The organism is Acidimicrobiales bacterium (assembly GCA_035540975.1).
Classification (GTDB): domain Bacteria; phylum Actinomycetota; class Acidimicrobiia; order Acidimicrobiales.
Genome location: DATLFN010000025.1, coordinates 1 through 25,741, shown reverse-complemented (window position 1 = coordinate 25,741; position 25,741 = coordinate 1). Strand labels below are relative to the sequence as shown.

At 73.0% G+C, this 25,741-nt stretch carries 24 protein-coding genes; 5 read left to right on the top strand and 19 right to left on the bottom strand.

The window, feature by feature from the left end; all coding sequences use genetic code 11:
- The 3 genes from VM242_03365 to VM242_03355 form a co-directional block, all read right to left on the bottom strand.
- The coding region (locus VM242_03365; protein HVM04190.1) for a sugar phosphate nucleotidyltransferase at nt 1–724 on the bottom strand (724 nt) is incomplete at its 3' end.
- Complete coding sequence (locus VM242_03360) at nt 721–1,305, bottom strand: nucleotidyltransferase (GenBank protein HVM04189.1); 585 nt, start codon at nt 1,303–1,305, stop codon at nt 721–723. The genes VM242_03365 and VM242_03360, both read right to left, overlap by 4 nt.
- Nucleotides 1,306–1,320: 15 nt before the next feature.
- Nucleotides 1,321–2,430, bottom strand: a complete 1,110-nt coding sequence (locus VM242_03355) for a metallophosphoesterase (GenBank protein HVM04188.1) — start codon at nt 2,428–2,430, stop codon at nt 1,321–1,323.
- A 90-nt stretch (nt 2,431–2,520) separates the two neighbouring features.
- Between VM242_03355 and VM242_03350 the strand changes: the two genes are divergently transcribed.
- Nucleotides 2,521–3,111, top strand: coding sequence for a VOC family protein (locus tag VM242_03350; GenBank protein HVM04187.1), 591 nt, complete (start codon nt 2,521–2,523; stop codon nt 3,109–3,111).
- A 51-nt stretch (nt 3,112–3,162) separates the two neighbouring features.
- Here the strand turns inward: VM242_03350 and VM242_03345 are convergent, their stop codons facing one another.
- From VM242_03345 to VM242_03305, 9 genes are read right to left on the bottom strand one after another with little or no spacing between them, the layout of a single operon-like run.
- On the bottom strand, nt 3,163–3,399 hold the full coding sequence (locus VM242_03345) for an acyl carrier protein (GenBank protein HVM04186.1): 237 nt from the start codon (nt 3,397–3,399) through the stop codon (nt 3,163–3,165).
- Nucleotides 3,396–3,965, bottom strand: coding sequence for a ferritin-like domain-containing protein (locus VM242_03340; protein HVM04185.1), 570 nt, complete (start codon nt 3,963–3,965; stop codon nt 3,396–3,398). The genes VM242_03345 and VM242_03340 overlap by 4 nt, the downstream gene beginning before the upstream one ends.
- The gene (locus VM242_03335) at nt 3,949–4,506 is read right to left on the bottom strand and encodes a 4'-phosphopantetheinyl transferase superfamily protein (GenBank protein ID HVM04184.1); all 558 of its coding nucleotides are present in this window, start codon (nt 4,504–4,506) and stop codon (nt 3,949–3,951) included. Before VM242_03335 ends, VM242_03340 begins: the two co-directional genes overlap by 17 nt.
- A gap of 43 nt (nt 4,507–4,549) precedes the next feature.
- Nucleotides 4,550–5,623 carry an SDR family oxidoreductase gene (locus VM242_03330; GenBank protein ID HVM04183.1) on the bottom strand — a complete coding sequence of 358 codons (1,074 nt, stop codon included), beginning with the start codon at nt 5,621–5,623 and terminating at the stop codon, nt 4,550–4,552.
- Nucleotides 5,620–6,483, bottom strand: a complete 864-nt coding sequence (locus VM242_03325) for a hypothetical protein (GenBank protein HVM04182.1) — start codon at nt 6,481–6,483, stop codon at nt 5,620–5,622. Before VM242_03325 ends, VM242_03330 begins: the two co-directional genes overlap by 4 nt.
- A complete protein-coding gene (locus tag VM242_03320; protein HVM04181.1) occupies nt 6,480–6,728 on the bottom strand; it encodes a hypothetical protein in 249 nt (82 codons plus the stop codon). The genes VM242_03325 and VM242_03320 overlap by 4 nt, the downstream gene beginning before the upstream one ends.
- Entirely contained in the window at nt 6,725–7,591 is an 867-nt protein-coding gene (locus VM242_03315) for a diiron oxygenase (protein HVM04180.1), read from the bottom strand. Before VM242_03315 ends, VM242_03320 begins: the two co-directional genes overlap by 4 nt.
- Complete coding sequence (locus VM242_03310; protein ID HVM04179.1) at nt 7,588–8,538, bottom strand: 3-oxoacyl-[acyl-carrier-protein] synthase III C-terminal domain-containing protein; 951 nt, start codon at nt 8,536–8,538, stop codon at nt 7,588–7,590. Before VM242_03310 ends, VM242_03315 begins: the two co-directional genes overlap by 4 nt.
- Nucleotides 8,535–9,998: a class I adenylate-forming enzyme family protein gene (locus VM242_03305; protein HVM04178.1), complete on the bottom strand. Its 1,464-nt coding sequence runs from the start codon at nt 9,996–9,998 to the stop codon at nt 8,535–8,537. The genes VM242_03310 and VM242_03305 overlap by 4 nt, the downstream gene beginning before the upstream one ends.
- A 96-nt stretch (nt 9,999–10,094) precedes the next feature.
- On the opposite strand from VM242_03305, the gene VM242_03300 reads away from it, so the two are divergent.
- Both VM242_03300 and VM242_03295 read left to right on the top strand, forming a co-directional pair.
- Entirely contained in the window at nt 10,095–11,246 is a 1,152-nt protein-coding gene (locus VM242_03300; protein ID HVM04177.1) for a DUF3419 family protein, read from the top strand.
- The gene (locus VM242_03295; GenBank protein HVM04176.1) at nt 11,239–12,354 is read left to right on the top strand and encodes a GNAT family N-acetyltransferase; all 1,116 of its coding nucleotides are present in this window, start codon (nt 11,239–11,241) and stop codon (nt 12,352–12,354) included. Before VM242_03300 ends, VM242_03295 begins: the two co-directional genes overlap by 8 nt.
- 115 nt (nt 12,355–12,469) lie before the next feature.
- On the opposite strand, the gene VM242_03290 is transcribed toward VM242_03295, so the two are convergent.
- The 3 genes from VM242_03290 to VM242_03280 all read right to left on the bottom strand — a co-directional run bounded on the left by VM242_03290 (nt 12,470) and on the right by VM242_03280 (nt 17,248).
- On the bottom strand, nt 12,470–13,426 hold the full coding sequence (locus VM242_03290; GenBank protein ID HVM04175.1) for an LLM class F420-dependent oxidoreductase: 957 nt from the start codon (nt 13,424–13,426) through the stop codon (nt 12,470–12,472).
- Between the two features lie 111 nt (nt 13,427–13,537).
- Nucleotides 13,538–14,446 carry an alpha/beta hydrolase gene (locus VM242_03285; protein HVM04174.1) on the bottom strand — a complete coding sequence of 303 codons (909 nt, stop codon included), beginning with the start codon at nt 14,444–14,446 and terminating at the stop codon, nt 13,538–13,540.
- Between the two features lie 33 nt (nt 14,447–14,479).
- The gene (locus tag VM242_03280) at nt 14,480–17,248 is read right to left on the bottom strand and encodes a LuxR C-terminal-related transcriptional regulator (protein HVM04173.1); all 2,769 of its coding nucleotides are present in this window, start codon (nt 17,246–17,248) and stop codon (nt 14,480–14,482) included.
- Nucleotides 17,249–17,699: 451 nt separating this feature from the next.
- Here VM242_03280 and VM242_03275 point away from each other — a divergent pair, with 451 nt between their 5' ends.
- Complete coding sequence (locus VM242_03275; protein HVM04172.1) at nt 17,700–18,119, top strand: ester cyclase; 420 nt, start codon at nt 17,700–17,702, stop codon at nt 18,117–18,119.
- 256 nt (nt 18,120–18,375) lie between these two features.
- On the opposite strand, the gene VM242_03270 is transcribed toward VM242_03275, so the two are convergent.
- The 4 genes from VM242_03270 to VM242_03255 all read right to left on the bottom strand — a co-directional run bounded on the left by VM242_03270 (nt 18,376) and on the right by VM242_03255 (nt 24,340).
- Nucleotides 18,376–18,960, bottom strand: a complete 585-nt coding sequence (locus VM242_03270; GenBank protein HVM04171.1) for a hypothetical protein — start codon at nt 18,958–18,960, stop codon at nt 18,376–18,378.
- A 470-nt stretch (nt 18,961–19,430) separates the two neighbouring features.
- Nucleotides 19,431–19,916, bottom strand: coding sequence for a hypothetical protein (locus tag VM242_03265; GenBank protein ID HVM04170.1), 486 nt, complete (start codon nt 19,914–19,916; stop codon nt 19,431–19,433).
- A gap of 242 nt (nt 19,917–20,158) precedes the next feature.
- Complete coding sequence (locus tag VM242_03260) at nt 20,159–22,846, bottom strand: tyrosinase family protein (protein ID HVM04169.1); 2,688 nt, start codon at nt 22,844–22,846, stop codon at nt 20,159–20,161.
- Nucleotides 22,847–23,488: 642 nt separating this feature from the next.
- The gene (locus VM242_03255; GenBank protein HVM04168.1) at nt 23,489–24,340 is read right to left on the bottom strand and encodes an MBL fold metallo-hydrolase; all 852 of its coding nucleotides are present in this window, start codon (nt 24,338–24,340) and stop codon (nt 23,489–23,491) included.
- A 120-nt stretch (nt 24,341–24,460) separates the two neighbouring features.
- On the opposite strand from VM242_03255, the gene VM242_03250 reads away from it, so the two are divergent.
- A complete protein-coding gene (locus tag VM242_03250) occupies nt 24,461–25,609 on the top strand; it encodes a helix-turn-helix transcriptional regulator (protein HVM04167.1) in 1,149 nt (382 codons plus the stop codon).
- Nucleotides 25,610–25,741 lie beyond the last annotated feature (132 nt).

The window sequence follows — 25,741 nt, the reverse complement described above, 5'->3', positions numbered from 1 at the left end:
CCCGCACGCACTCCACCAGCCGCTCCCCCGCCCACACGCGTCCGCCCGGCCACACGACCGACCGCACCAGCTCGCCGTCGACGTTCGCCCCGTCACCCACCACGCTCGCCCCGCCGGAGGAGGCCAGGTTGGCCGCCAGGTAGTCGGGCGGCGTCCCGCAGTCGAAGAAGGGCCCCTCGGCGGGGACCAGCTCGAGGCCCCCCTCGGCCGCCAACCGTCGCCACGACACCTCGTACAGCCCCGACGGTGCTTCCGGGAGGACCGCCACCTCGGCCCACGGCATGAGGGCGGCGCCGCAGTGGCGCCACGTCCCGAAGTCGCCGCGGGCCGGGTCCTCCACCACCAGGAGCCTCGTCCGTCGACCGTCCCAGCCGCCCACCAGAGCGGCCAGGTCGAACCGGTGCCACGCGTCGGCGTTGACCACGAGGGTGGCGCGACCGGTGATCCACTCCCGCAGCCGGCCCAGCGCCCCCGCCGTGCCGAGCGCCACCGGCTCCTCCACCGACAGGTGGACCCGGCCGGCGAGGTGCTGCTCCATCAGCGCCCGCCCGGCGTGGACGTTGACGGCGATGTCGCCGGTGAGCGCCCGCGCCCGCTCGACGGCGAGGTCGACGAGGGGCACGTTGCCGACCGGGCAGAGGGCCTTGGGGAGGACGTCGGTGAGCGGGCGCAGGCGGGTGCCGGCGCCGGCGGCCAGCACGACCGCCGCCAGCCCTCCCGTCAAGGGGTGCGACCGTCGCCGCCGGCAGGCGGCACGATGCCGAGGCCCTCGACGACGGTGAAGAAAGCACGGGCGAAGGGGGACGCCTCGGTGCGCCGGCGGACGTCGTCCCAGTCGACCTGCTCGCGCACCGCTCGGGCCGTCTCGATCATGCCTTCGTACTCGATGTGGTGCTCCGTGAACGACAGGAGCTGGGTGACCAGGACGTCCTCCAGGGGGAGCACCGGCATGGTGACCGCCATGACCTGTATGTCCTCGGCCCGGCCCAGGACCTGCGGGGTGATCGCCACGCCGGACGGGTGGAAGATCACGTCCACGGTGACGTCGCCGTCGTGCGCCTTGGTGAGCCACTCCTCGGGCGGCTCCTCGTGCTTCATGCCGGCCCGCTCGAGGGCGGCGACGGCCCGCCCGACGTCGTCGGGCGAGACGACCACGTCCACGTCGCTGTCGCTGATCGGGCCGCCCCGGGCCCAGCACGCCAGGCTGCCCGCCACCGCGAAGGGGACGCCGTGGTCGCGCAGGGCCGCCACCGTGCGCTTGAGGGTGGCGATCACCCGGGCCTGGCGATCGTCGTGGATGGCCACTCGGCGGCCTCCCCGCTACCGGGCGACGGCGAGGGCCGAGCCGTCGTTGCAGCCGGCCTCCCCGGCCGCGGTGAAGCAGTAGACCGCGTAGGGGCGGCGCAGCACGGGCTGGGCGACGTTGCGGACGGGCGTGCCGCCGTCGGTGAGCCCGTGCTCGGTCCCGCCGTGGGCGTGGCCGTGGAGGGCCACGTCGGCGCCGCCCCGGTCCACTGCCTCCCCCAGCAGGTAGCTGCCGAGGAACGGGTAGATCTCCAGGCGCTCGCCGTGCAGCGTCGTGTCCGTGGGCGCGTAGTGGAGCAGGGCGATGCGCACGGGGGCGTCGAGGCCGGCCAGGGCCTCCTCCAGCCGCTCGGCCGCCTCGCGGGTGTGGCCGACGAACGCCTTCATCAGCGGCTCGCCGAAGTCGGACCCGCAGGCGCCGGCGAAGCCCCCGCCGAAGCCCTTGGTGCCGGCCACGCCGACCGGCCCGGAGGGTGTCCCGACCACGACCGCCTCGCCCTCCAGCACGCGCACGCCGGCGTCCTCGAGCAGGCCGGCGACCGCCCGCTCGCGGCCGCAGTGGTAGTCGTGGTTGCCGAGCACGGCGACGACGGGCACCGTCGCCCCCCGCAGCTCCCCCACGAGGACGGCGGCCTCCTCGGGATCGCCCACCCGCGTGAGGTCGCCGGCCAGCAGGAGGAGGTCGGCCTCGTCGCCCACCCGCTCGAAGTGCGGCCGCAGGCGGCCGGCCGAGTCGGTCCCCACGTGCAGGTCGCCCACCGCCGCCACCCGCACGGCGCCGGCCGGTCGGCCGGGGGCGCCGTCCACGGGGGTCACGGTGACGTCGTTGTGGAGCTCGTACCCGGCCAGCAGCTCGGACGCCACGGCGGCCACGGCATCCCGGCGCTCGGGCGTGGACACGTCGCCGCACAGGAACGCGCGCGACCCGGCGATCCGCACGGTGACGCCCAGCTCTCCGGCCCGGGGGTCGGCAGCCAGCGCCGTGCGGACGTGCTCGGCGAGGTAGCCGCCGGGTTCCGAGCCGTCGGGTCCGGAGGCGCGGGGTCGGGAGGCGGCGGGTCCGGAGGCGGCGGGTCCGGAGGCGTCGGGTTCGGAGGCGCGGGGTTCGGCGTCGGTCACGGGCACGCTCGACTCTCGTCGCGGACATCTCGGTCGTACCGCCCGCCGGGAGGGCGTGAAACCTGCGGTCCGCCTCCCCGGGCGTAGCCTGCGGCCGTGGTCGACCCCGGCCTCCCCGACTGGCGCCTGCTGCTGGACCGGCTCCACGCCACCTTCCGGGCCGCCGCCTTCGCCCAGGCGGGCGCCTTCGTGCAGCGGGTGGCGGAGTCCGTGGGCGGCGACGTGGACGTCGACCTCCGCCCGCCGGGGACCGTGCACGTCGCCGTCCCGATGAGCGACGCCGCCGCCGCCGAGGCGATCGCCGCCCTCGCCGCCGACGGCGGCCTCACGAGCGCGGCGCTGGCGGCGTCGACCGTCGAGGTGGCGATCGACGCCCTCGACATGGCAGCGGTCAAGCCGTTCTGGAAGGCGGTGCTCGGCTACGTCGACGACGGCGAGCTGGCCATCGCCCACCCGGACCGGGTCGGGCCTCCGTTCTGGTTCCAGCAGATGGACGAGCCCCGCCACCAGCGCAACCGGCTCCACGTCGACGTCACCGTCCCCCACGACGTCGCCGAGTCGCGGGTGGCGGCCGCGCTGGCGGCCGGCGGCACGCTGGTCAGCGACCGGTTCGCCCGGTCGTTCTGGGTGCTCGCCGACGCCGAGGGCAACGAGGCGTGCGTGTGCACCTGGCAGGACCGCGGCTGAGCTCCGTCAGCCGGGAGGGCAGGCGGCCGACGAGCGCCCCTCGACGGTCCCCTACGGGGAGAGGCGGGCGTGCACCAGGCCGGCCAGGTCGGCGACCGTGCGCAGGTCGCGCATGTCGTCCTGCCCGAACATCACGTCGTAGTGCTCCTGCAGCTCGATGGCCATCTCCACCAGCAGGAAGCTGTCGGACACCAGGTCGGTGAGGACGGCGTCGGGCTGCACGCGCTCCTCGGGCAGCTCGAGCACCTGCGCCATCGTGCGGCGGATGTCGTCGACCGACACCGTCATGAGGGCTCCCTTCGGGGGGCGGACAGGAAGGCGAAGCGGCTCTCGTACTCCCGGAGCGCCTCGGCGTAGACCTCCTGGTCGGCGGCACGGTAGCGGCGCAGCGTCGCCTCGACGTGGTCCTTCCCGAACCGCTCCTCCAGGCCGGCCAGGGCGTCGCGGACCCACTGCACGTGCCAACGTTCGTCCTCCATGATCCGCCCGATGGTGGCGGCGATCTCCGGGTGCAGGTCGGGCACGGCCTGGTGTTTGGCGTACTGGTTGATGACGCGGCGCTCGAACACCAGGGTGACGGCCAGCACCTCCATCATGTTCATCGGAAGGCCGGCCGCCTCCAGGTAACGGTCCTGGTAGGCGTCGGCCAGCTTGAGCGGCCGCTCCCCCAGGCGGTCGATGCAGTCGGTCCAGTACCAGGCGTGCTGGGCCTCGTCGGCGAAGTGCCTGGAGAGGTCGAGCTGGATGGGACCCGGTTTGAGCGCCCGGGCCAGGCGCCCGAAGAACAGCGAGCCGTTGATCTCCGACGACCGGTAGAAGCTCAGGACGAACAGCTCGTCATCCGACAGCGGCACGGCGCCTCCTCCCCGGCAGGCACACGGCGACGGTGAGCACGCCGCCCGCCGCCGCCACGGTGGCGTAGCGGAGCTCCTCGCCCCTCGGCCCGGCGGCCGTGCCCGACGCGCCGGCAGGGTCGTCCAGCGTGTAGTCGGCGAGCACCACCCGGTCGTTGGCCGGCGTGGCCTTGAACAGCGCCTCCTTGACGGTCCAGAGGCGCAACCGGTCGGCGTCGGTGGACGCGGCGGCCCGTTCGGCCGGGCCCAGGAAGAAGCGGGCCGCCCGGGGGCCGACCACCGACCGGGCGGGCTCGAAGTCGACTCCCGTCCCCACCACCCCGCCGTCGGCCTCCACCGCCCAGGCCGTTCCGCCGGCGTGGGTGAGCGACAGTCGCCGGTGCGGGAAGACCAGTGCCGACGTGTCGAAGGCGGCGCCGACCAGCGCCTTCAACACGGCCCGCCCGAGGAGCCAGTCGCGGCGGCGGGCGTCGGTCGGGAGGGAGCCGAACCGGCGCCGCTCGGCCGGCGAGAGGGCCCCCGGCGCGAGCGGCTCGGACACCGTGGCGACGCGGAGCGGGACGCCGAGGCGCGCACCGACCCGGTCAGGCGTCGACAAGGCGCCTCCCCCAGCGGGTGGCCGCCAGCCGGGCGCACGTGGCGGCCACCAGGGCCGCCGGGTCGGGTGCCTCGTACCGGTCGCCGAGCGCGGCCCGCAGGCGGGCGTTGTCCACCTGCTTGTCCACGTACAGCTGGCGGGCGAAGGGCATGACGTTGCCGAGGGCCGACGTCACCAGGCCGCCGGCGAAGGGCGTCACCCCGTCCACCAGCAGCTCGAACGACTGCTCGTCGGCCAGCAGCGGGCGCAGGATCCGCTTCCTGGCGAACTCCTCCACCGAGGCGAACTCGGCGGCGGCGACGTCGAGGAAGCGGTCCAGGGTCAGCGACTCGGACCGGTCGTGGGCCACGTGGTACACGCCGCCCTCGACCGCCGGGTCGGTGAGGCGGGCGACGGCGTCGGCCACGAAGCGGCCGGTGACGAGGTACAGGGGCGTGTCCCCGCGGCCGGGGACCAGCGAGAGCAGGCCGTAGAACCACAGCTTGAGCGTCTCGTGGACGGCGTTGTACCGGGTGACGGTGCCGGTCGCGTCGTCGGCCACGACGGTGGCCACCCGCAGGACCCGCCACGGGACGTCGTCGGCCGCCACGACCAACGCCTCGGCCGCCCACTTCGACTCCTCGTAGGCGTTGGCGAACCCCGGCGCGTCGTCGTACGGCTGCTCCAGGATGGGCCCGGCCCGCAGCCCGGTGGCGTAGACGGTGCTCACGTGGCCGAACGACTCCAGCGCCGGGCAGGCCCGCGCCAGCTCCAGCGCCTTGCCGGTCCCGTCCACGTTCACCCGCCGCGCCACGTGCCGGTCGACGTTGAACCGGGTCACGGCGGCGGCGTGGACGACGGTGGTGATCCGCCGGCGCCAGCCGTCGTCGACGGCGGCGAACGGGTCGTCGTGGTCGAGGTCGGCCGCCAGCGTGGGCACGCCCAATCCCCGCGCCACCGCCTCCACCGCCTCGCCCCGGGCGGTGGCGACGACCGTCGCCCCGGCGTCGAGGTACCGGCGAACGAGCAGGCGGGCCAGGTGACCGTTGGCGCCGGTGACGAGCACCACACGCTCGCTCACCCGTCCACCTCGGGCCACGACCGCTCGTCGGGGCCGAACCGGCGCACGAAGGCGGCCAGCCACCGCTCGACGCCGAACGCCAGGCACGCCGTGTGCACGGGAGCGCCGTCGCGCTCGATGGAGAACGCCCGGCCGAAGTGGTCGTGGTGCAGGTTGCGGGACGCGAGGGCCAGGCGGTCGTCGAAGAGCAGCTCGTGCTTGGTGGGGTCGATGCGCTGCATCAGGTACTGCGGGTTCTGCGACGGCCGGAAGAAGGGGTCGGTGGCGAGTTCCCAGCGCAGCGTCAGGCCCATGGCGGCGGTCAGGTCGTCCACCACGGCCACCGCCTCGTCGAGGAACGCCGCCGCCTCGCCGGCCGTGCCCATGCACACGATCTCCCGCATGGCGAAGCTCCGCTGGCGCTCCAGCGGCTCGTAGTGGTCCTCGCGGCGGAAGCACGTCGCCTTGGTGGTGAACCAGCGGGGGCGGTCGAAGGCGGCGCCGCGGTGGTGGGCGTAGAGGTGGTAGCAGGCCGCCGGCGTGAGCACCTCCCGCACCGGGGCCAGCCCGGCCAGCCGCACGGCGCCGTCGGGGCCCACCGGCTCGCCGCCGGTGAAGCGGTCGAGGTTCGCCTCGGCCGGGTCGAGCGAGACGGGGAAGGTCGCCAGGTGGGGGAACGACCGGAACCAGTCGATGCGCTCGAGCTCGGCGGCGGCGATGAAGGTCGGGAAGCGCAGCTCGTCGGCGCCCCAGCGGGCGGCGAGGGCGAGGAAGCGCCGGTCCAGGCGGTCGGCCAGCGCCAGGAGCGGGCCGGACAGGGTGGCCCGGCCGTCGGCCGCCCACGCCAGGCCCGGTGCGGTGATCGGCGCCCTCCCGCTCATGCGAGGAACGTGGCGTAGATCGTGTCGACGTCGCGGAACACCCCGGGCCGCAGCGACGCCGGGTCGAGCGGCGCCCGGCGCAGCTCCTCCACGAACAACAGGAGGTCCGTCACCTGGAGCGACGTGAGGTGACCGGACGCGATGAGCGGCGTGGTGTCGGAGAAGTCGTCGCCGACGGGCGCCGGGGAGTGCTCGCGCACCCAGACCCGCAGCGCGTCCCGGAGCTCGGCCTCGGTCGCGCTCACGACACCTCCCCGGCGACGAGCACGCCGGCGTCGGTGAACACCCGCAGGCACGTCCGGCTGAGGTCCCGGCGGTGGGCGACGGTGGCCGGGTGCACCCACGCCAGGCGGGCGGTGGCCCAGGGGTCGCCCAGCCCGGCATCCCGGTACACGTCCGGGTTGTAGTACTCCCGCCACGTCGCCTCGAGGAAGCCGGTGAGGTGGGCCCGCACCCCGGCCACGGTCTCCTCCGCCCAGGCCGGCGAGTGCCGCTCCCACAGGTGCTCCACGATGCGCCGGCCGAACACCAGGTGGCGGGTCTCCTCGGCGTGGTGGTTGGCGTTGATCTGCCGGGCGATCGGGACCAGCCGCTCGTCCCGGCCCATGGCGACGTTGTAGCGGTCCACGATCTCCTCGAAGACCGCCACCTTGGCGAAGAACAGGAAGTCCTCCTCGCCCTCGGCGTACTCGCGGGGGAAGGCCACCTTGCGGTCGGCGTAGATCTTGCCGGCGTAGCGCCGGCAGAACGTGGCGAACCACACGCTGTGCTTGTTCTCCTCGTCGAGGAAGTGGTGGAGGTACTCCGCCACGTCCTCCAGTCCCGGGCGGTGGAGCCGGGCGGCCAGGCCCTCCATCAGGGAGCGCTCGCCCCAGATGTTGAGGCTGTAGAAGTTCACCGCCTCCCAGAAGCTCAGCCGCCGCCGGGCGCTCTCGTCGAGGCCGTCCCAGAGCGGGGTGCCGTACAGCGAGATCAGCTCGGGGCTGGTGAACCACTGGTCCCGGTCGACGGACTCCGGCCACTCGACGCCCTCGTAGGGGTTCTGGTAGGCCCGGCGGGAAGCGGCCGAGAGGCGGGCCGCCGTGGCGGCCAGGTCGCCGGAGCTCACGCCTTCTCCAGCACGAGGCCCTGCCAGTTCATCCCGTAGCCGGCCATGGCCAGGAGCACCTTGTCGCCGGGCTGCACTCGCCCGCTCGCCTCCAGGTAGGCCATGTTCACCATGTTGTCGGCGCTGATGACGTGGGCGACGTCCGGCATCGACGGGCACCACACCCGCTCGTGGTCGACCCGGAGCAGGCGGGCGAGGATCTGCCACGCCTTCACGTTGGTGTTCTGGGGGACGACCCACGCCAGGTCCCCGGGCGCCAGGCCGGCCTTGGCCAGCAGCTCGGTGACGAGCCGGTGGGTGTAGGAGAAGTAGGCGCCCACCGTCTCGTCGTCGTCGGCGGCCACCATGGCGCCGTTGGTGATGTGGTGGGCGGCGACCATGCGGTACCCGGGCGGGCGGCGGGACACCACGCACGCCCCGGCGCCGTCGGAGATCAGGCTGTACGCCTGCTCGTAGCTCGCTCCCGGCGGGAAGCGGTCGGCGCTGACGCACAGGACCCGTTCCATGCCGGGCTCGGTGGCGAGGAGGGCCGAGGCCACGCGGACGGACCCCAGCATGCTCGTGCACGCCTGCTGGTTCAGGCCGAGGACGACGGCGTCGTCGAGCCCCAGCGCCGCCTGGAGCCGGCTGGCCGGGTAGTCCATGAGGTCCTTGACGTCGCCGCTGGCGGCGAACCGCGCCGGGTCGGCGACGTTCGCGTTGGCCGGGATGCACGTGGCGTACACGATGGCGCCGGCGCCCTCGACGGCGTCGCCCAGGGAACGCACGGCCGCCTCGGCCAGGTCGTAGGCGGTCTCCCCGTCGTCGCACACGTGATGGAAGCGGAACCCGGCCTCGAGCAGCTCCGCCGCCCCGGTGCGCGTGCGCCCGGCCGCCGCCGTCTCCTCGACGGCCAGCTTGCGGCTGCCGAGGGCGTAGGCGAACCGGTCGACGAAGCAGCCGCTCACAGCTCCCCCGCTTCGACCATCCGCGCCACTTCGGCGTGGCGGGGCGCTCCCTTGAGCGTGCGGGGGAGCGGGCGGCGGGCGACCCGCACGAGCGCCGGCCGCTTGTACCCGCTGAGGGTCGACGTGAGGCGGGCGACCTCGGCCGCCGCCGCGTCGTGGTCCAGGGCGGCGTCGACCGGCACCACCACCGCACACACCCGTTCGGTGGGGGTGCCGCGGCGGGTGCCGGTGACGCCCACCACGCACACCTCGGCGAAGCGGGGGCCGGCGGCCAGGGCGCCCTCCACCTCCTCGGGCTGCACCTTCTTGCCGCTCTCCAGGACGATGAGCCGCTTGGCCCGCCCGGTGACGTACAGGAAGCCGTCGTCGTCGAGGCGGCCGAGGTCGCCGGTGTGCAGCCAGCCCTCGGCGTCGACGGCGGCGGCGGTGAGCGCATCGTCGGCCCAGTAGCCCGTCATCACCCCGGGCGAGCGCACGAGGATCTCGCCGTCGCCGGCGATGCGGACGTCGGTGCCGGCCAGGGGCCGCCCCACCGACCCCGACCGGGAGGCGGCGGGCGTGTTCATGGCCACCGTGGGGGCCGCCTCGGTCAGCCCGTAGCCGGGGTGGACGGCGATGCCCCGCTCGGCCCAGCGGCGGACCACGGCGGGGTCCAGCGGGGCGCCGCCGCAGTACACGGCCCGGAGGTCGGATGCGGCCAGGGCGCCCTCGAGGAGGCGGAGGACGAGGGGGACGGCGACCATCCTGGTGATGCCGTGCTCGCCCACCATGGCGGCGACCTCGGCGGGGATGAGGGAGCGGGCCACCCGCACGGAGCCACCCGCCACCAGGGCGGGCAGGAGGCCGCAGCACAGCTCCAGCAGGTGGTGGGGCGGGAGGAGCGACAGCCAGCGGTCGTCGGGGCCGGGGCGCTGCCCGGCCATGGCCTGCTCGACGCTGTAGGCGAGGTTGGCCAGGGTGAGGGTGACGCCCTTGGGCGCGCCCGTCGTGCCCGACGTCCACACGATCAGCGCCGGGTCGCCCGCCCGCCGGGGCGTCCTCTCGGGGGCAGCGGCCCCCACGGCGCCGTCCCCGCCGAGCGCGGCGAGGGCGAGGTCGTCGAGGGCGGCGCCGTCCAGCACGGCGGCCGGGGCGCTGCGGGCGACCATGGGCGCCCGCTCCGCCTCGGTGAGGGCGGGGTCGAGCGGGACGGCGACGGCTCCCCGACGGAGGATGCCGAGGAGGGCGGCGAGCCACCAGCCGCCGGCGGGCGCGGCCAGCACCACGCGGTCCGCCACCCGGACCCCGAGCGACGCCAGCCGGGCGTCGACGAGGGTGGTCCGGCGGCCCAGCTCGGCGTACGTCGCCTCGTCCCACCCCTCGGCGGTCCGGGTGGCGACGGCGAGCGCGGAGGGGCCCGCAGGGGCGGGGCCGAGCAGCACGTCGAGGAACGTCGACGGGGGGGTGGCGGTCCGGGCCATCGGCCGCCAGTGTGATCGTGGCTGCGGTCCGTGGCAATGGGCGCGTCCGCCGGCGGCGGCGTGCGGGGCGCACCCGGCCCCTACCATGACCTCCTCATGGACGCCGCCGCCGAGCGCCGCGCGCCGTCGCGGCGGACCCTGGCCGACGCCCGCGAGGACCGCCTCTTCTTCGCCCAGGTGCGGGAGGACCCGCGGGTCGAGATCGAGGCGCTGGCCCTCGGCGCCGGCGAGACGGCGGTCGTCGTCGCCTCGGGGGGGTGCACGGCGCTCTCCCTGGTCGCCGCCGCCCCGGGCCGGGTCGTGGCCGTCGACCTGAACGCCGCCCAGAACCACCTGGTGGAACTGAAGGCGGTGGCGGTGGCGGCGCTCGACCGGGAGGAGGCCGTTCGCTTCCTCGGGGGCCGGCCGGCGCCGTCGGCCGAGCGCCTGTCGGCCTACGAGGACCTGCGCCCGGGGCTGTCGTCGTTCGCCGCCGCCTACTGGGACGGGCGCAAGGCGACGGTGGCCGACGGGGTGCTCAACGCCGGCGTCACCGAGCGCTTCGTCAAGGCGGTCGTGCTCGTCGTCCGCACGGCGATCCACCCGCCGTCGCGCATCCGCCGGCTCCTGGCCCGCGCCACCGTCGAGGAGCAGCGGGAGTTCTACCGGCGCGAATGGGACAACCGGCGCTGGCGCCTGCTGTTTCGGGCGCTCCTGAACCGGGCCGTGTTCCGCCGCGCCTACGACCCCGCGTTCTTCCGGCACGTCGAGAACCCGAGCTTCGCCCGGCACTTCCACGGGCTCATCGAGCACGTCCTCACCGAGGTGCCGGTGGCCGACAACTACTTCGTCCACCACATGCTCACCGGCGCCTACCCGGAGCACCCGGGGGGGCTGCCGCCCTACCTGCAGCCGGACGGCGCGGCTTCCGTCTCGAACGGGCTGGGCCGCCTCGACCTGGTCGACGGCTCCTACGGCGCGTACCTGGCCACCTGCGGGGATGCCACGATCGACGCTTTCGCCCTGTCCAACATCTGCGAGTGGCTGGACGCGTCCCAGGTCGACGAGCTGTTCGCCGAGATCGTGCGCACCGCCGTGCCCGGCGCCCGACTGGTGATCCGCAACTTCGTGGGGTGGACGGAGGTGCCGGAGCGGTGGGCGGGCGTGGTGGTCGAGGACCGGGCGAGGGGCGAGGCCCTGGTCGCCGGCGACCGCAGCGGGTTCCAGCGGCGGGTCGCCGTGTGCCGCATCGCCGAGAGCGGTGGCTGACGCGGCGGGCGGCGTCCGCCCGGCCACCGAGGGCGACAACGCCGCCCTGCTCGCCCTGAGCTCGGCCTGCCCCATGGAGGGCGACGTGGGGTTGTGCGTGGACCGGTCGCCCGACTTCTTCGCCCTCAACCGGCTCGAGGGCGAGGACTTCGAGGTGGGGGTGGTCGACGGCCCGGCGGGCTCACCGGTGGGCTGCATCGCGGTGGCCGAGCGGCGGGCGCACCTGCACGGGGCGCCGGCGACCACCATGTACGTGGGCGACCTCAAGGTGCTCCCCGGGCACCGGGGAACGGGCGTCGCCGACGCCTTGAGCGAGTGGGCGCGCGACCGCTGCCGGGCGCGCGGCGGGGACGGGGTGCCGACGCTCGTCACGATCCTGGCCGGCAACCGCTCGATGCAGCGGCGCCTGGCGGGCGTGCGGGGCCTGCCCCACCTCCACCGCTTCGCCACCGTGCGCTCCTGGTCGGTGAGCCTCCTGTGGCGCCGCCGCCCGCCGAGCACCGACGTGCGGGTGACCCGGGCCGGCGGGGCCGACGTCGAGGAGATGGCGGCGCTGTGGCAGCGCGTCGCACCCGAGCGCCAGTTCACCGCCGTCCACGACGCCGCCTCCCTGGCGGCCTGGGTGGGCGCCGCCCCGGGGCTCGACCTGTCGTGCTACCTGCTGGCCCGCCGCCCGGACGGGCGGCTGGCCGGCTTCCTCGCCCTGTGGGACCAGGAGTCGTTCAAGCAGCTGCGGGTGACCTCGTACTCGCGTCGGCTGGCCGCCTTCCGGGCCGGCTTCAACGCGCTGGCGCCGCTGGTGGGCGCCACCCGGCTGCCGCCCGCCGGGGATCGGCTGCGCACCCTCACCGCCGTGCACGTCTGCGTCCCGCCCGGTTCCCCCGACGTGCTGCGGGCCCTGCTCGTCACCGGCTACAACGAGCTGCGCGGCCACGGGTACTCGTTCTTCACCGTCGGGCTGGACGTGACGGACCCGCTCACCTCCGCCTGCCGCGGCCTGCTCGCCCAGCCCACCGACGTCTGGGCGTGTGAGGCCACCCTGACCGGCGAGCGCACCGGCCGGCCGCTCGACGACCGGCCGCTCCACCACGAGATCGCGCTGGTGTGAGGCGTCAGCGCCCGCAGGGCCCGCCTTAGAACAACTTGCACGGCCGCGACGGGTTCACCGTTGTGGTGACTCCCTCGTCGGCCTTCGGCCGTCCAAGTTGTTCTGCGACGGTCCCTCAGCGGAACTCCGGCATGACCTTCTCGGCCAGCAGGCGCAGCGTCCGGTCGGACGGATAGTCGGCGCACCACGGCACGAAGCCCGTGCAGCCCAGGTCGACGTAGGCGGCGATCTTCTCGGCGACCTGCTCGGGCGTCCCCACCAGGTTCCCGTACCGCCAGCGCTCGAGCGGCTGCCCCCACGACGGCCTGGCCTCGGCCACCAGCTCGGCCTCGTCCTCCCGGATGAACACCTCGGGCGTCCACGTCTTCACGATCTCGTCGTAGTCGCGGCCCACCTCCTTGCAGTGACCCTTCAGCACCTCCGCCTTGTGGGCCCACTCGTCGGGGTTGCCCCCGAAGTTCGAGTAGTCGGCGAGGCGGGCGACCACCCGCAGCGTGAGCTGCTCGCCGCTCCCGCCGATCCAGACGGGCGGGTGCGGCCGCTGGAGCGGCTTCGGGTCGCACTGGGCGCCCTCCAGCCGGTAGTAGCGGCCCTCGTACGTGGTGTCGGGCTGCGTCCACATCGCCCGCACGACCTCGACCGCCTCCCGCAGCATCCCGATGCGGACCCTCGGCTCGGGGAACTCGTAGCCGTACCCGGCGAACTCGTTCCGGTACCAGCCGGCGCCGATGCCCCAGTCGAGGCGCCCCCCGCTGATGACGTCGACCGTGGCCGTCATCTTGGCCAGCAGGGCCGGGTTGCGGTACCCGTTGCACCCGACCATCTGGCCGAGGCGCACCCGGGACGTCCGCTGGCTGATGGCCGCCATCGTCGTCCAGCACTCGAACACGGCCTCGTGCGCCGGCTTCGGCACGTTGTGGAAGTGGTCGTAGACCCACACGGAGTCGTAGCCCAGCGCCTCGGCCAGCTGCGCCGTCTCCACCGCCTTGGCCCACTTGGCCTCCGCCCCCTCCAGCGACGCCAGCTCCATCTTCCAGCCCTGCGGGACGAACGCACCGAACGTCAGTCGCATCGACACCTCCCGAGGCGCCGACGCGGCGCCCGCGGTCCCTGTCTACCCAGTTCCGGGCAGGATGCGGACGGGCGCACGCCATCCCATCGGTGGTCCGACGCCGGAGACGGATCAGAGCTGCAGCTGGACTTCAGGCGACGCAGCGAAGAACTCGGTGAGGGCCCTAGCGAGCGCCTCGGGATGGGTCAGGGGGGCGGCGTGCCCGACGCCGGGGACCTCGTGCACCCGCGCATTTGCGACGTGGTCGACGACATACCGCGCACTGATCGTGAAGAACGGCTTGGTCTCCGAGCCCAACAGGACCGCCACCGGAGCCTTGATCGCGCCGAGCACTGCCGGGTCATCAGTGAGGGGACGTTCGTGCGTCATGGCCTGCTCGAGCAGACTCAGCAGGTTCGGGACGTAGCGCCCTGCGGCCTCGAAGTAGCCGGCCTCCTCCGCCAAGGCGATCTCCTCGTCGTGGAAGGGAAAGCCAGCGAAGGCGCGAGCGGCGGCGGACAGGTTCCCTTCGGCGGCCAGCTCGCCCGTACGAGCGACGGCGTAGCCGATCACCGCTTGGACCCGCTCGTCCGCCAGGCTCAGCAACCCGGGCTCGAACGGGGCCACCGCGGCGACCGCGTCGGACTGCGCCGCCACCGCGAGCGCCCACGTACCGCCGCCGGACCAGCCGACCAGTCCGGCCATCTGCCCGAGGCTCTCGACGTAGGTGAGGCAGTCCTCGACGAGGCGAGACGTGCTGAGGTCGGTGTGCTCGTCGCTGAGACCGCGGCCCCTCAGGCTCGGCAGGTGGCAGGTGAACCTGTCGGTGAGGTGTCCCGTCGTCGAGCCCCAGTCGATGTCGCCATCGCCGATGACCCCTTGCAGGAACACGAGCGGGGGACCGACGCCGTGCACAGTCCCGCCGAGGGTGACGCCGTCGGACGTGGTCACGTAGTGGGCGCGTTGCTTGATCATCGGGGTCTCCCTGCGTCGCGTGGTCATGCCTGCAACGATGACGAAGGCGATGTCCGAGAAGGTCACCCGACCGGGTACGTTTCGGCGGCCAGGCGTGTACTACAGGCCACGGCGGGCGACCTGTGCGGCGAGCTCCGCCCGCCCGTCGACCTCCACCTTGGCGTACACGTGGGACAGGTGCTTCTTGACCGTGTTGACGGACATGAAGAGGCGTTCACCGATCTCGGCATTGGTGTGGCCTTCGGCGACCAGCCGCACGACGTCGCGCTCGACGGGGGTCAGTGACGCCCAGCCGATCTGCGGGCGTTGACGCGCGCCGCGCCCGCGGCGGGCATAGGCGACCGCGTCGGCCAGCGACAGCTCGCAGCCCGCGTCCCAGCACGCCATCGCCTCGGTGGGGTCCAGCGCGGCGTGTGCGGCGCGGCGGGCACGATCGAAGCGGTCGGCCCCAAGGATGAAGCGGGCGATGCCGGTGTCGGTGTGGAACCGTTGCGACGCGGCGAGCAATCGAAGCGACCGCTCCGACTCGCCGAGGGCCACGGCCAGGTCGGCGATCGTCTCCAGCGCCTCGGCGGCCCCGAGCCGGTCGCCGTAGTCGTCCAGGACCTCGAGGCTGTCATGAGCCAGCTCCCACGCCTCTTCGAGGTCCTCGTTCCCCCTGGCCAGCTCCGCGAGGCCGAGCAATGACCGGCCCAGCGTATGGGGGAGCCGTGGGTTCGTCGACAGGGCGCGGCTGGCCGCCAGGTGTGCTCGCGCATCGTCGTGGCGCTTCTGGCTTCGTGCGACCATGCCCAACAGCCATTCGCCGATCGCCTCGTCCAGCCGACTGCCGCCACCACGGCCGATGCGCACGATCTCCTCGGCCGTGGCCAGGGCAGCCTCCAGGTCGCCGGATGCGTAGGCCGACAGGCTCAGCCAGTGACGCCACCACATCCCGTAATGGGTCCCCTCGAGCGCTCGTGGCCCCAGCGCTGCCTGTGCCTCGGACAGCCATTCGTGAGCCCCGAGGTGATCACTCTGGATGACGGCGGCGGCGGCAAGCCCGGTGAGCCCGGCCGCCTCCCACCCGGGGCGGCCCAGCTGCCGGCTGAGCTCGACGGTGCGTCGGGCATGCCGGCGTGCCTGGTCGAGCCGCCCGGACCACGCCAACCACGCCTGAGCGCCCCCGTGGGCGGCCGGCAGATGGAAGGTGAGGCCGTTGCCCTCGCACACCTCCACGTCCTGCTCGAACAGGTGGTACCCAGCGTCGAGCGAGCGGCTGTGCAGGAGCGCTGCCCCAGCGAACTGGAGGACGTGGGCGTGGGTCGAGGCATCCCCACACCCCTTCGCGAGCTGGAGCGCCTCCTCGACGTCGGCTTCGACCTGCTCGTTGGTCGACAGCCCGGAGAGAATCCCTGACAGCGCTCGTTGTGACAGCGCGACCGCGAGCGCACCGCCGACATCCGCGGCCCGTGCCACGGCGACCGCCTGCCTCGCCGACCGGTGGAAGCTGGCGGCCTCGCAGGTGGCGAGGGCCAGGGCTGCCGCGGTGTTCAAACCCCGCACGCGCTCGTCATCAGGGGCACCCGGCGTTTCTGCCGCGTCGTGCAGCCGCCTGTGCACCTCCCGGGACAGGCCGTGCTCGAACCAGAAGCGGACGATGGGCTCGGTGACGCCCACCAGCCCCCGCAGGTCTCCCGTCTCCGCCGCCCAGTCCATCGCCGCACGCAGGTCATCCAGGTCGGCCGCAAGCCGCGCCACCCAGGGCTCGGGCTGTGCACCGTGCATACCTTCCTGCGCCCGCCCCGCCAGCCCGACATGGAACTCCAGATGGCGCCCACGCACCCGATCGGGGTGCTCGAACTCGGACAGTCGCTGCCGGGCGTACACCCGGATCGTCTCCAACAGCCGGTAGCGGGCCCTGCCCTGGCGCTGGGCGACCTGCACCAACGACTGGTCCACCAGTCCGGCGACCAGGTCGAGCACGTCGTCACCGTCGATCCCCTCTCCGCCCACCACCGCCTCGGCCGCGTCCAGTTCGAACGACCCGGCAAACGCCGACAGCCTCGCCAACGCCAACCGCTGCACGTCGTCGAGCAAGAAGTAGCTCCAGTCCAGGGACGCCTCCAGCGTTCGCTGACGTGCCGGCGCCCCCCGCATGCCGCCGGTCAACAACCCGAACCGGTCCGACAACCCGGCCGCGATCTGGCCCGGCGCCAGGACCCGCACGCGCGCCGCCGCCAGCTCGATCGCCAAAGGGATCCCATCCAGACGTCGACAGATCTCCGCCACCGCCGAGGCGTTGCCGTCACCGATACGAAAGTCCGCGGCCACCTGCCGGGCCCGAACCTCGAACAACCTCGCCGCGTCGGCCGCCGCGACGGTGCTGGCGGACTCGACATCGGGCACCGGTAGTCCGGTCACCTCGAACGTCGCCTCACCCTCGACGACCAGGGGCACGCGGCTGGTGGCGAGCACGTGCAGCCGCGGACAGGTCGACGACAACGAACCGACCACCTCCGCGCACGCGTCCACCAGTTGCTCGCAATTGTCGAGCACGACCAGCAGATGCCGCGCACCAAGCTGTTCGGCAAGCCTGTCGGTCAGCGCCTGTTCGGGTTGCTCATGGACGCCCACCGCCGCACCAATGGTGGGTGCGACCAGGCCGGGTTCGCTCACCCCTTGCAGGTCCACCCAAAAAACCCCGTCGGAGAACCGCGACGCGAGGTCGCCGACGATCTCGGCCGCCAGCCGCGTCTTCCCGCAGCCCCCCGAACCGGTCAAGGTCACCACCCGGGCATCGGCGACCAGGTCGGCCAGCTTCGCACGTTCACGCTCGCGGCCGACAAACGCAGCGACCCGAACAGGCAGCCCCCTCTGCATCTCCATGTACTCCAACCGAATGGTACGAGCACGCCAGGGAAACTACGGGAGCGCGGCTGCGCCGAAGAGAGCGAGAGCGCCTCTCCGCTCCCGCCCAAGTCGGCGAGTGTTCGACGGCCGTCGAGACAGAACGGCGTCACAGGACGCGCGCCATCGCGACGTCCGAGCGCCCCTCGGCCGCGCGCCCGCACGAGCACGTCCCCAGCTTGCACCGGCGAAGGCGGGACGCGGCCGCGTTGGGCCGACCGTGCGGTTTACCAAGCGCTGCACCGGTGATGCCGTTCCCGGGCGCCCGCACCGGGCGTCCGCTTCAGCGCCACCCCCAACCGCCGCCACCCGCTAGGTGGCGCGAGCGGTCGGCCCGCCGGCCCATAGACCTTGCCGGCGTACAAGACTGGCGCGACACTCCACGCATAGGCCGCTGGGGGCGGGCCGTCTACGCGGAGAGGAGCGGGCAATGGGCGAGGCAAGAGACGTTCTCGACCGAATGACCAGGGCGGTTTTCAGCGGCGATGTCGACGCTTTGGCGGACTGCTACGCCGAGGACGCCGTGGTGGTCACACCCGACCGTGGCGAGGTGAGGGGCCGGGATTCGATCGTGGACTACTTCAGGCCCTTCTTCGAGGCGTTCTCCGACATCCGGTGGGACGAGTTCCAGCGCCACGAGGCCCGCAACGTCGCGATCGACGAGGGCTTCTTCACCGGGACCCACACGGCGCCGCTTGCCAATCCGGACGGAGAATCCATCCCCGCGACCGGCAAGCGGGTCCGGCTTCGCGAATGCGATGTGGCGACTGTCGCCGGGGGCCGAATCACCAGTCACCGCATGTACTTCGATCAAGTCGACCTGATGAACCAGCTCGGCCTGACCGAGTAGCGGGGCCGCCCGCCTGGATTTCCGGGCGGCTTGGCCGTCTCACCCTATTGGGAGGTGGCGGCGCCACGAGGGGGCACATGAGTTACCGGGCGGCGCCGACGTGCCGGATCGGGTGGCACGCTCCCCGAACTCGCCGGTGTTCGCCGAGTTGGCGACCCCGGCACCGCCGGCGGCGGTGCACCGCAATGGAGTGCGGCGAGGCGGCTGCCCACCGGAGGACCGTGCAGGCCCGGCCGGAGATGGTCGACAGCCGGCCTCAAGAGGCCAGCGCGCGGTCCTTGGCCTCCCGGACACTGGTTACAAGGTCGGAGAGCTCGCGGTCGAAGTCGGCGATCACCTGTCGCACGTAGGCGACGCGCTCCTGGGCCTCGTCGCCCGCGGCGTTGTCGAGCTGGTCCGCCACGGCGTCGAGGTCGCGCGTGAACTCCTCGTACTCGTTCTTGATGTCGTAGTCGAGCTGGTGGAGCTCGCCGAGGCTGGCGCGCACGGCCTTGATCTTGCGGACGTCGATGGCGTACTTGAGCGGGTCGAGGTTGTTGGCGAGCTTGTCGAGCAAGGTCGTGACCTCACCGCACAGCTGGTGGGGCTTGATGCTGGTCCGGACGTGGGCGTCGGCGGCGAACGCTCGCAGCGCCGTGGCGACCTGAGCCGGGTCCCGGTAGCTGTCCCTGACCGGTCGGAGCGCCGTCCGGACCTCGGTGTAGGCGTCGTCGCACTTCGACGCCACCTGCTCGAGGCTGTCGACCAGCTCCCGTCTGGCCCCACCCTGGGTCCTCGATGCGAACCCGATCGCCCGACCGGCGACCTCGAAGGCCTGCCGCAGCTGCCCCAATGCTCCCATCGGCGTCACCTCCCCTGGTTGACCCGACGAGCGTACGCCGACGGCATCGGCCAGGCGGATGGCGCCGGGACCTGCGGGGCGCGCTGGCAAGCTACGGGGGAGTGGCGTTACCGAGCACGCTGACTCGTGCCGCAGTGGTGCGGTCTGCGGCGGTCGCCGCGGACCAGCGCGGGCCCGCGCAGGAACGCCAGCTACCCGGATGGCTCCACGGGACCATTTGCGGGTGGTCGCCGTCAACGCCGTGGGCCGCCACAGGTCGCCGACCCCAGTTGTCGAGCCGACGCGTTCACCGAGCCGTTCTCGCAGCCCGTGGTCCACGCGCCGGTGGTGGTCGAGAGCGCGGCCCGTAAGGGTCCCACCGCCACGCCCTGAGCAGTCCCTGAAGACGAAGCGGGCCGGTGATCGGCGTTCGCGTGCACGCCGCCACGGCGCCTGGCCCGGACCCATTCCTGCACTGGTGGAGGCTCCCGCTACGGCAGGGCGGCGACGGCGACCACGGGGGCGGCCGGCGGCCGATCGCCCAGAGACCCGTGGAACGCCACGTCGCCGAAGGTGAAGATGCCGCCGTCCTCCGCCACCATGAGGTAGCCGGCGCCGGTCGGGCTGCGGACCATCCCGGTCACTGGGCGATTGAGGCGGCTGGCCCCCATGGAGCCGAAGAAGGCGGCGTCAAAGGCGAAGATGCCGCCGTCGGCGCCGACGAGCCAGTACCCCACGCCGTCGGCGTCCGGGACCAGCGACTGCACGGGAGCGTTCAGGCGGGCGGCGCCCATCGAGCCGCGGAAGCGGGCCGAGCCGAAGGCGAACACGCCGCCGTCGCTTGCGACCATGTAGTAGCCGCTGCCGTCGGGCACCGGGACCGAGTCGAGCACCGGGCCGTTCAGGCGCACCGCCGACATGTCGCCGAGGTACTGCGCATCACCGCGGGGCAGCACCCGTCCCGCCGTCGTGAACATCCAGTGCCCGTTCCCGCTGGGAGTGCGCGACAGCGATGTGACCTCCTCGCCCGAACCCCGACCTCCGAGTCGCAACGGTGCACGCGCGCGTGATTGTGGATCGGGCGTCGGAGCCACCCTGCCGGAGGGGTCGCGGGGTCGCGCTTCTCGACACCTGGTGTCAGCCGGTTGTGTCAAGGTCGGCTCGCGGGTTCCGCTCTTGCTGGGGGCCCAGTGATCTCCGACGCGAGCCCGATCCCGGATCAGCAGGCCGAGTCGAGGCAGCGGCGGATCTCATCGACGTCGATCCCCGCCCGCTTTGTCGCCTCGGCGAGGGACCGTCCGGAGAACAGGCACTTGAGCAGCTCGCACAGGCCCGGCCGATCGGTGCCGGGGTCGTGGGACGTGGGCGGGCGCTCATCGCCAGCGCTCCACACGGCGAGCGTCCTCAGTTGTTCCCTGGTGAACGGCTCACCTCGTAGCGTCTGGCCCGACGCCGTCACCAGCACCCGGTGGACGCCAGGCGCGTTCGTCGGCACCTCGGCCACGTACTGGCCGGGCTCGTGCTCGACCAGCGTGACGATCGACACGGACCCGCCCGGGGCGTCGATCCGCGCGGTGACCCGGGCCGAGGAGGCGAGCGGGATGCCGAAGTCGGAGAGAGCGGCGGTCACCGTCGCCGTGCCCCCCGGCCGCCGGGACGCCTGGGCGGTCGCCACCGACAGCCGGACGTTGCTGCGGGCCTGGACCGTCACGGAGAACCCGACGCCGTGTCGCTCCAGGCGGTTGAGCCCGGCGCGGTCGTCGCGCTTGTTCAGCCCGGCCACGATCTTCCTCAGCCGCCGCTTGTCGACACGCAGCCGCACCCGCCACTGCCCGCCGGTGGACGTCGAAGGCGGTGCCGGCAAGGCCAGGCGCAGCACGAGGTCGACGGGCGTGCGGGTGAGGACCACGCCGTTCGAGGTGTCGAAGCGTGTCCCGTCCGGCGCGATGAGCTCCGCCTCCAGGGCGTCGGACATCGTCGACAGGACGACCGCGTCGCAGCGCGTGTCGCCCTCGGTCAGATGGAAGGGCACGTCGGTGGTCGACCCGACGGCGACGAACCCATCGGGGTCCACGACGATCTCATTGTTGCTCACGCCGGCGATGATCTGTGCGAAGTACTTCTGGAGCAGCAGCAGGTCGTCGGAACCCGGGTTGCCCGTGAGAAGCAGGTACCCACCGGTGCTGTTGGCGAGGTCGTCGAGGGCGCCGGGGTTCAGCTGGTCGGCGGTCCCCAGGCCCACGGCGAACACCGTCGAGTCGATCAGGTCGATCACGTCCCCGATGTACTTGGCAGCCGTCTCATGCCCGTCGGTGAACACCACCGTCGCCCTGGCCGTGAACCCGCCGGCCGCCCCCAGCTGGGCGGCCGCCACCTCCACCCCGTCGCCGATGGCGGTCAGGCCGGCGGGGTTGGTGACGTGGTTGGCGATGGCCGACAGCGCGTCCGACCGGCCGGCACCGCCGATCTCGGGGCCGGCGACCTGGACGGGCTCGGCCTCGACGGCATCGGTGTCGAAGCGGACCACGCCGACGCCGTCGGCCGGGTCGAGCAGCTGGACGAACAGCGGTGCGGCGTTGCGCAGAACCTGCACCCGGCTCAGGCCGGCCACCCCCGATGCCAGGTCCATGCTCCCCGAGCGGTCGAGGACGAGCGAGGACGCCACCGTCGGCTTGTCGATCACGGTGGACTCGATCGGGACGACGAAGTTGGCGACGCCCGGGATGTCCACGGTGAGGGTGGCCGAGGGGGTCGATCCCACGGCGCCGGCGGCGAACAGCACCCACACCAGCAGGTCCTCCTCCTCGAAGCCGTCGGGCTCGGGAGAGGACACCGATGCGGAGAGCAAGGAGAACTCGGCGTCGCCGGCGAGGGACGCCTGGGCGGTGACGCCGTGGCAGCCGCTGACGCGGATCCGCAGCGCCCGGGCGGTACCCTCGCCGGTCGGAACGTCGACGAAGCGGATGGGATCGCCCGGGATCGGGGCGACCTGCGTGGCGGTGAGGGGGAGCGTGTCGTAGCAGGGCGGCCGCACGACGGACGGGTGGCGGCTGTTCTTGACGACGATGTCGCTCGACCCGCCCGTCCACGGCGGGATGGGTGCGCCGAACTCGACGGTGCCGTCCCACGGCTGGAGGCTCTGGAGGATGCCCCGGGAGTCGTTGGTGTCCTTCTGGTCGCCGTAGACCTGGTCCGGGTCGAGCCGCCACTCCTCGCCGGGCTGGGCCTGCCACATGGCGAACAACCGGTCGACGTTGGCGTGCAGGAGGAAGACGAAGGGGTCCTCGAAGGCGGTGTGGGGGTTGAAGATGCTCCCCGACCCGAAGAAGACGTGGGCCGAGTCGTGCGAGGACTCCAGCTCCTGGCGGAACGTCGTCCACTGCTGGGCCTGGGGGATGCCGTCGGTCGAGCCGATGATGTCGGCGTCCGACGCCACCGGCGGCGCGCCGGGCGCGCAACCACGGGTGATGTCGATTGGCGGCAGGGTGAAGGGCCCACCGAAGGTGGGGCGGGCGCCGGCTGCATTGCCGCCGTTGTGCAGGGGGGCAAGGGTGCCGGCGACCGTGCCATTGGCCGTTCCGAACGTGTCGTCGGTCATCAGGTCGACGACGCCACCCTCGCCGTCGTCAGCGGCGCGCGGGTCCTGGGTCCAGTCCCAGTAGTGGAGCGCCATGTCGGGGTTCACCTGCTGGATGAGCTTCTCGAAGCGGTTCACCAGTTCCCGGTGCCAGGGGATGAAGGAGTTGCCGTTGTGGTTGTGCGTGCCCTCGTGGATCTGGTCCTGCTTGTCCCAATACGACACGCCGTCGGCGTAGGCCTGGAGGTCGACGTCGCGCAGCGCCTGGGCGTACGCCTGCCGCTCGGCAGCGCTCAGATGGGCGACGTTGCGGCGGATCGGTCCGGCCATGGTGTCCTCCTCGGGAGTCGTGGTCGCGGGGCGCCCACCTCGTGCTCCACGAGAGCGCGCCGCCGACCACCAGATACGCAGATCGGCGAGCGCCAACCTCTCCCCGCTTCACAACCAACCAGAACGCCCCGTCGCGGACGTTACGTCGCGGTGGAACCATGAAGCGTCGGGATCGATGAAGCGTCGGGGCCGGTCTCGGTGATGCGGTAGCGGCCGCTGTAGACGTGACGTCACCCGGTTCGTCGGGCCCCGTGAACCCACACCTGGCCGTCAGCAGCGGGTGCCTTCGTGGTCGAGGACGAGATCCGGTGGCGTCCGCCGTCGAGGCGCAGCGTGGGGTGGCCGTCTCGCAGCCTTCAGACACGGGGAGCCACCCGTCGACGTTGGACAGGTCCGGAGGGGCGCCCTCGACCGCGCCGCCCCAGGCCCTACCGGCGACGGCGACGCGGCGAATCGCCTGGCTGGTGGGTCCACGAGGCCGCTGAGGGACGAGCTGCTTGCTGCTTGCTGCCGGCGGAAGCGGGCCCCGGCGGCGGCGAGGACGCCGGCCAGTCCCACCAAGAGGACTCCCGCCAGCAGACGGATCGGCGCCGAGCATCGGGCTGCTTGGTCCTGGCGGGCTCCTCGTCGTAGGTGCTGCGCCTACGCGGCGAGCACCTGGGTGATCAGGTCGTCGAGCAGATCCTGGCCGGGAGCCGGGATGACCGGCTGGCCGGCGAGGCGGCGGATCACCTCGAACGCCTCACGGATGGCGTCGCCGGTGACGACCGGGCCGTGGGCCGAGGCGACCGCCAGCACACCGAGCGCCTCGACCTCGTCGACGTGGCGCCGGTAGACGGTGGGGTCGAGCCACTGGTGCCATGGGGACACCAGGCTGTTCATGGCCGGCATGCTCTCCGCGACCAGGTCAGTCGGCATCTCGTGCACGTCGAGGGTTCCGGGTGTGAGGCAGGCGAAGGAGTCGACGATCCACATGGCGGCGGTTGTGGGGTCGAACAGGCCACGGGTCGTCGGGCCGTCGAAGATCGGCGGCTTGAACAGGCGCAGGGTCCGGTCGCCGGCGTCGAGCGTGCCGCCCTCGTCGATCCAACGCATGCGCCCCAGCGGCAGCGCCGGCTTCTCGAGGGCGAGTCGCTCGACGCTGAAGAAGTTGGTGACGAGCGTCGCCTGGGGGCACAGCGCCATGGCGTCGAGCAATCCCCCGGTGTGGTCGCCGTCGTCGTGGGACAGGAAGATCCACCGCACGTCCTCCGGCTCGACCAGCGAGAAGACCTTCTCCAGCCACAGTTCCCGGTGGACCGGCGCGCCGGTGTCGACGATCACGGGCTCGGCGCCGCGGATCAGCATGGTGTTGACCGGGACGAACAGGCCGTCGCCGGCGGGGAACAGGTTCGGGATCAGCCAGGTCTCCGGCGCGATCTGCTCCGGCTCGGTGGCCGGGACTCCGGCGAGGACGTCGTCGCTCTGCATGTCGGGCTCCTTGTCGATGGGCACACCGGCACCCTGACGGAGCGCGCCACGCCCGGCTATCCCACTGGCGGGTGGTCCGCGGCGACGGGGAATCCCCCATCTGAGGGGGTAGGCGCGCCGGCCCCTGCGCGTTACCTTGCCGGCATGGGCGCGGGGGCGCGGATCGACCAGACCCGGAAGGCGGTGGAGCGGGCGTGCCGGACCACGGAGTCCGCCGATGAGCTGCTCGACGCCCTCGAGGTCGAGGTGCAGCGGGCCGTCGCCCATGACGGGTCGATCTGGTTCGGCCTCGATCCTGCGACCATGCTGGCCACCGCGCCGAGCCGGGTGGAGGGCATGGACCCCGCTCTGTGCGACCGGTTCTGGCACCTCGAGTTCCACGAGCAGGACACCGGGCTGTTCCACGACCTGGCCCGGGGCGACGGCGTCGTCGCCCTGCAGCTGGCGCTCGGAGGACGGGCCGCTCGCAGCATCCGCTACCGCGAGTGCCTGGTTCCCCAGGGCTACGACGACGAGCTGCGTGCGGTGTTCCGTGCGGGGGCTTCGACCTGGGGTGCCATGGCCCTCTACCGGGAGAGCGTGCATTCACCCTTCGACGCCGACGACGTGGCCGTGGTGCGCTCGATCACCGGCATCGTCGCCGATGCGCTACGGGTCCACGTTCGCCGAGCCGTTCCGTGGCTGGAGCCATCGGCTCCCGGGCTCGTCGTCATCGGCGAGTCGGGACGCCTCGTGTCCGCCAACCGCGAGGCACTCGACTGGCTTCGCCTGCTGTGGCCCCTGACCGCCGACGGCGAGGGAAGTGGCGCGAAGCCCGCCGGCCTGCTGGAGCTGCGGGACCGGGCCATCGGCGTGCCCACGCCACTGTTCGCCCTCGTCGCCAAGGCCCAGGCGGTGGCCGAGGGACGGGAGCGGGGCCCGGCCCGGCTACGCCTGCGGGACGAGCGTGGCCGCTGGATCGTCCTGCACGCATCGGCGATGTCGGGGCCGGGGGCGCAGGGCCCGACGGTGGCGGTGGTGATCGAGAGCGCCAAGAGCGCCGAGGTCGCCCCCATCATCATCGACGCGTACTCCTTGACGCCCCGTGAGCGCGAGGTGCTGGGCGCCATCGCCCGCGGCGCCTCCACGGCGGAGATCGCCGCCGAGCTGTTCCTCTCCAGCCACACGGTCCGCGACTACGTGAAGACGGTGTTCGAGAAGCTGGGTGTGTCGAGCCGGGGCGAGCTCGTCGCCCGACTCTTCGCCGAGCACTACGCCGACGGGCTCCATGCCCGTATGGCACACATCGACTGATGTGGAACGGCTTGTCAAGTAGGTCGCGACGGGTTCGTCGAGATGACTTCGGGGCGTGCGGAAGTAGGGGGAGGGCGGTCAAGGCCGGCCGAAGGCCGCCCGGAGGGGAAGCCTTGACGGCCCGGTGGGCGG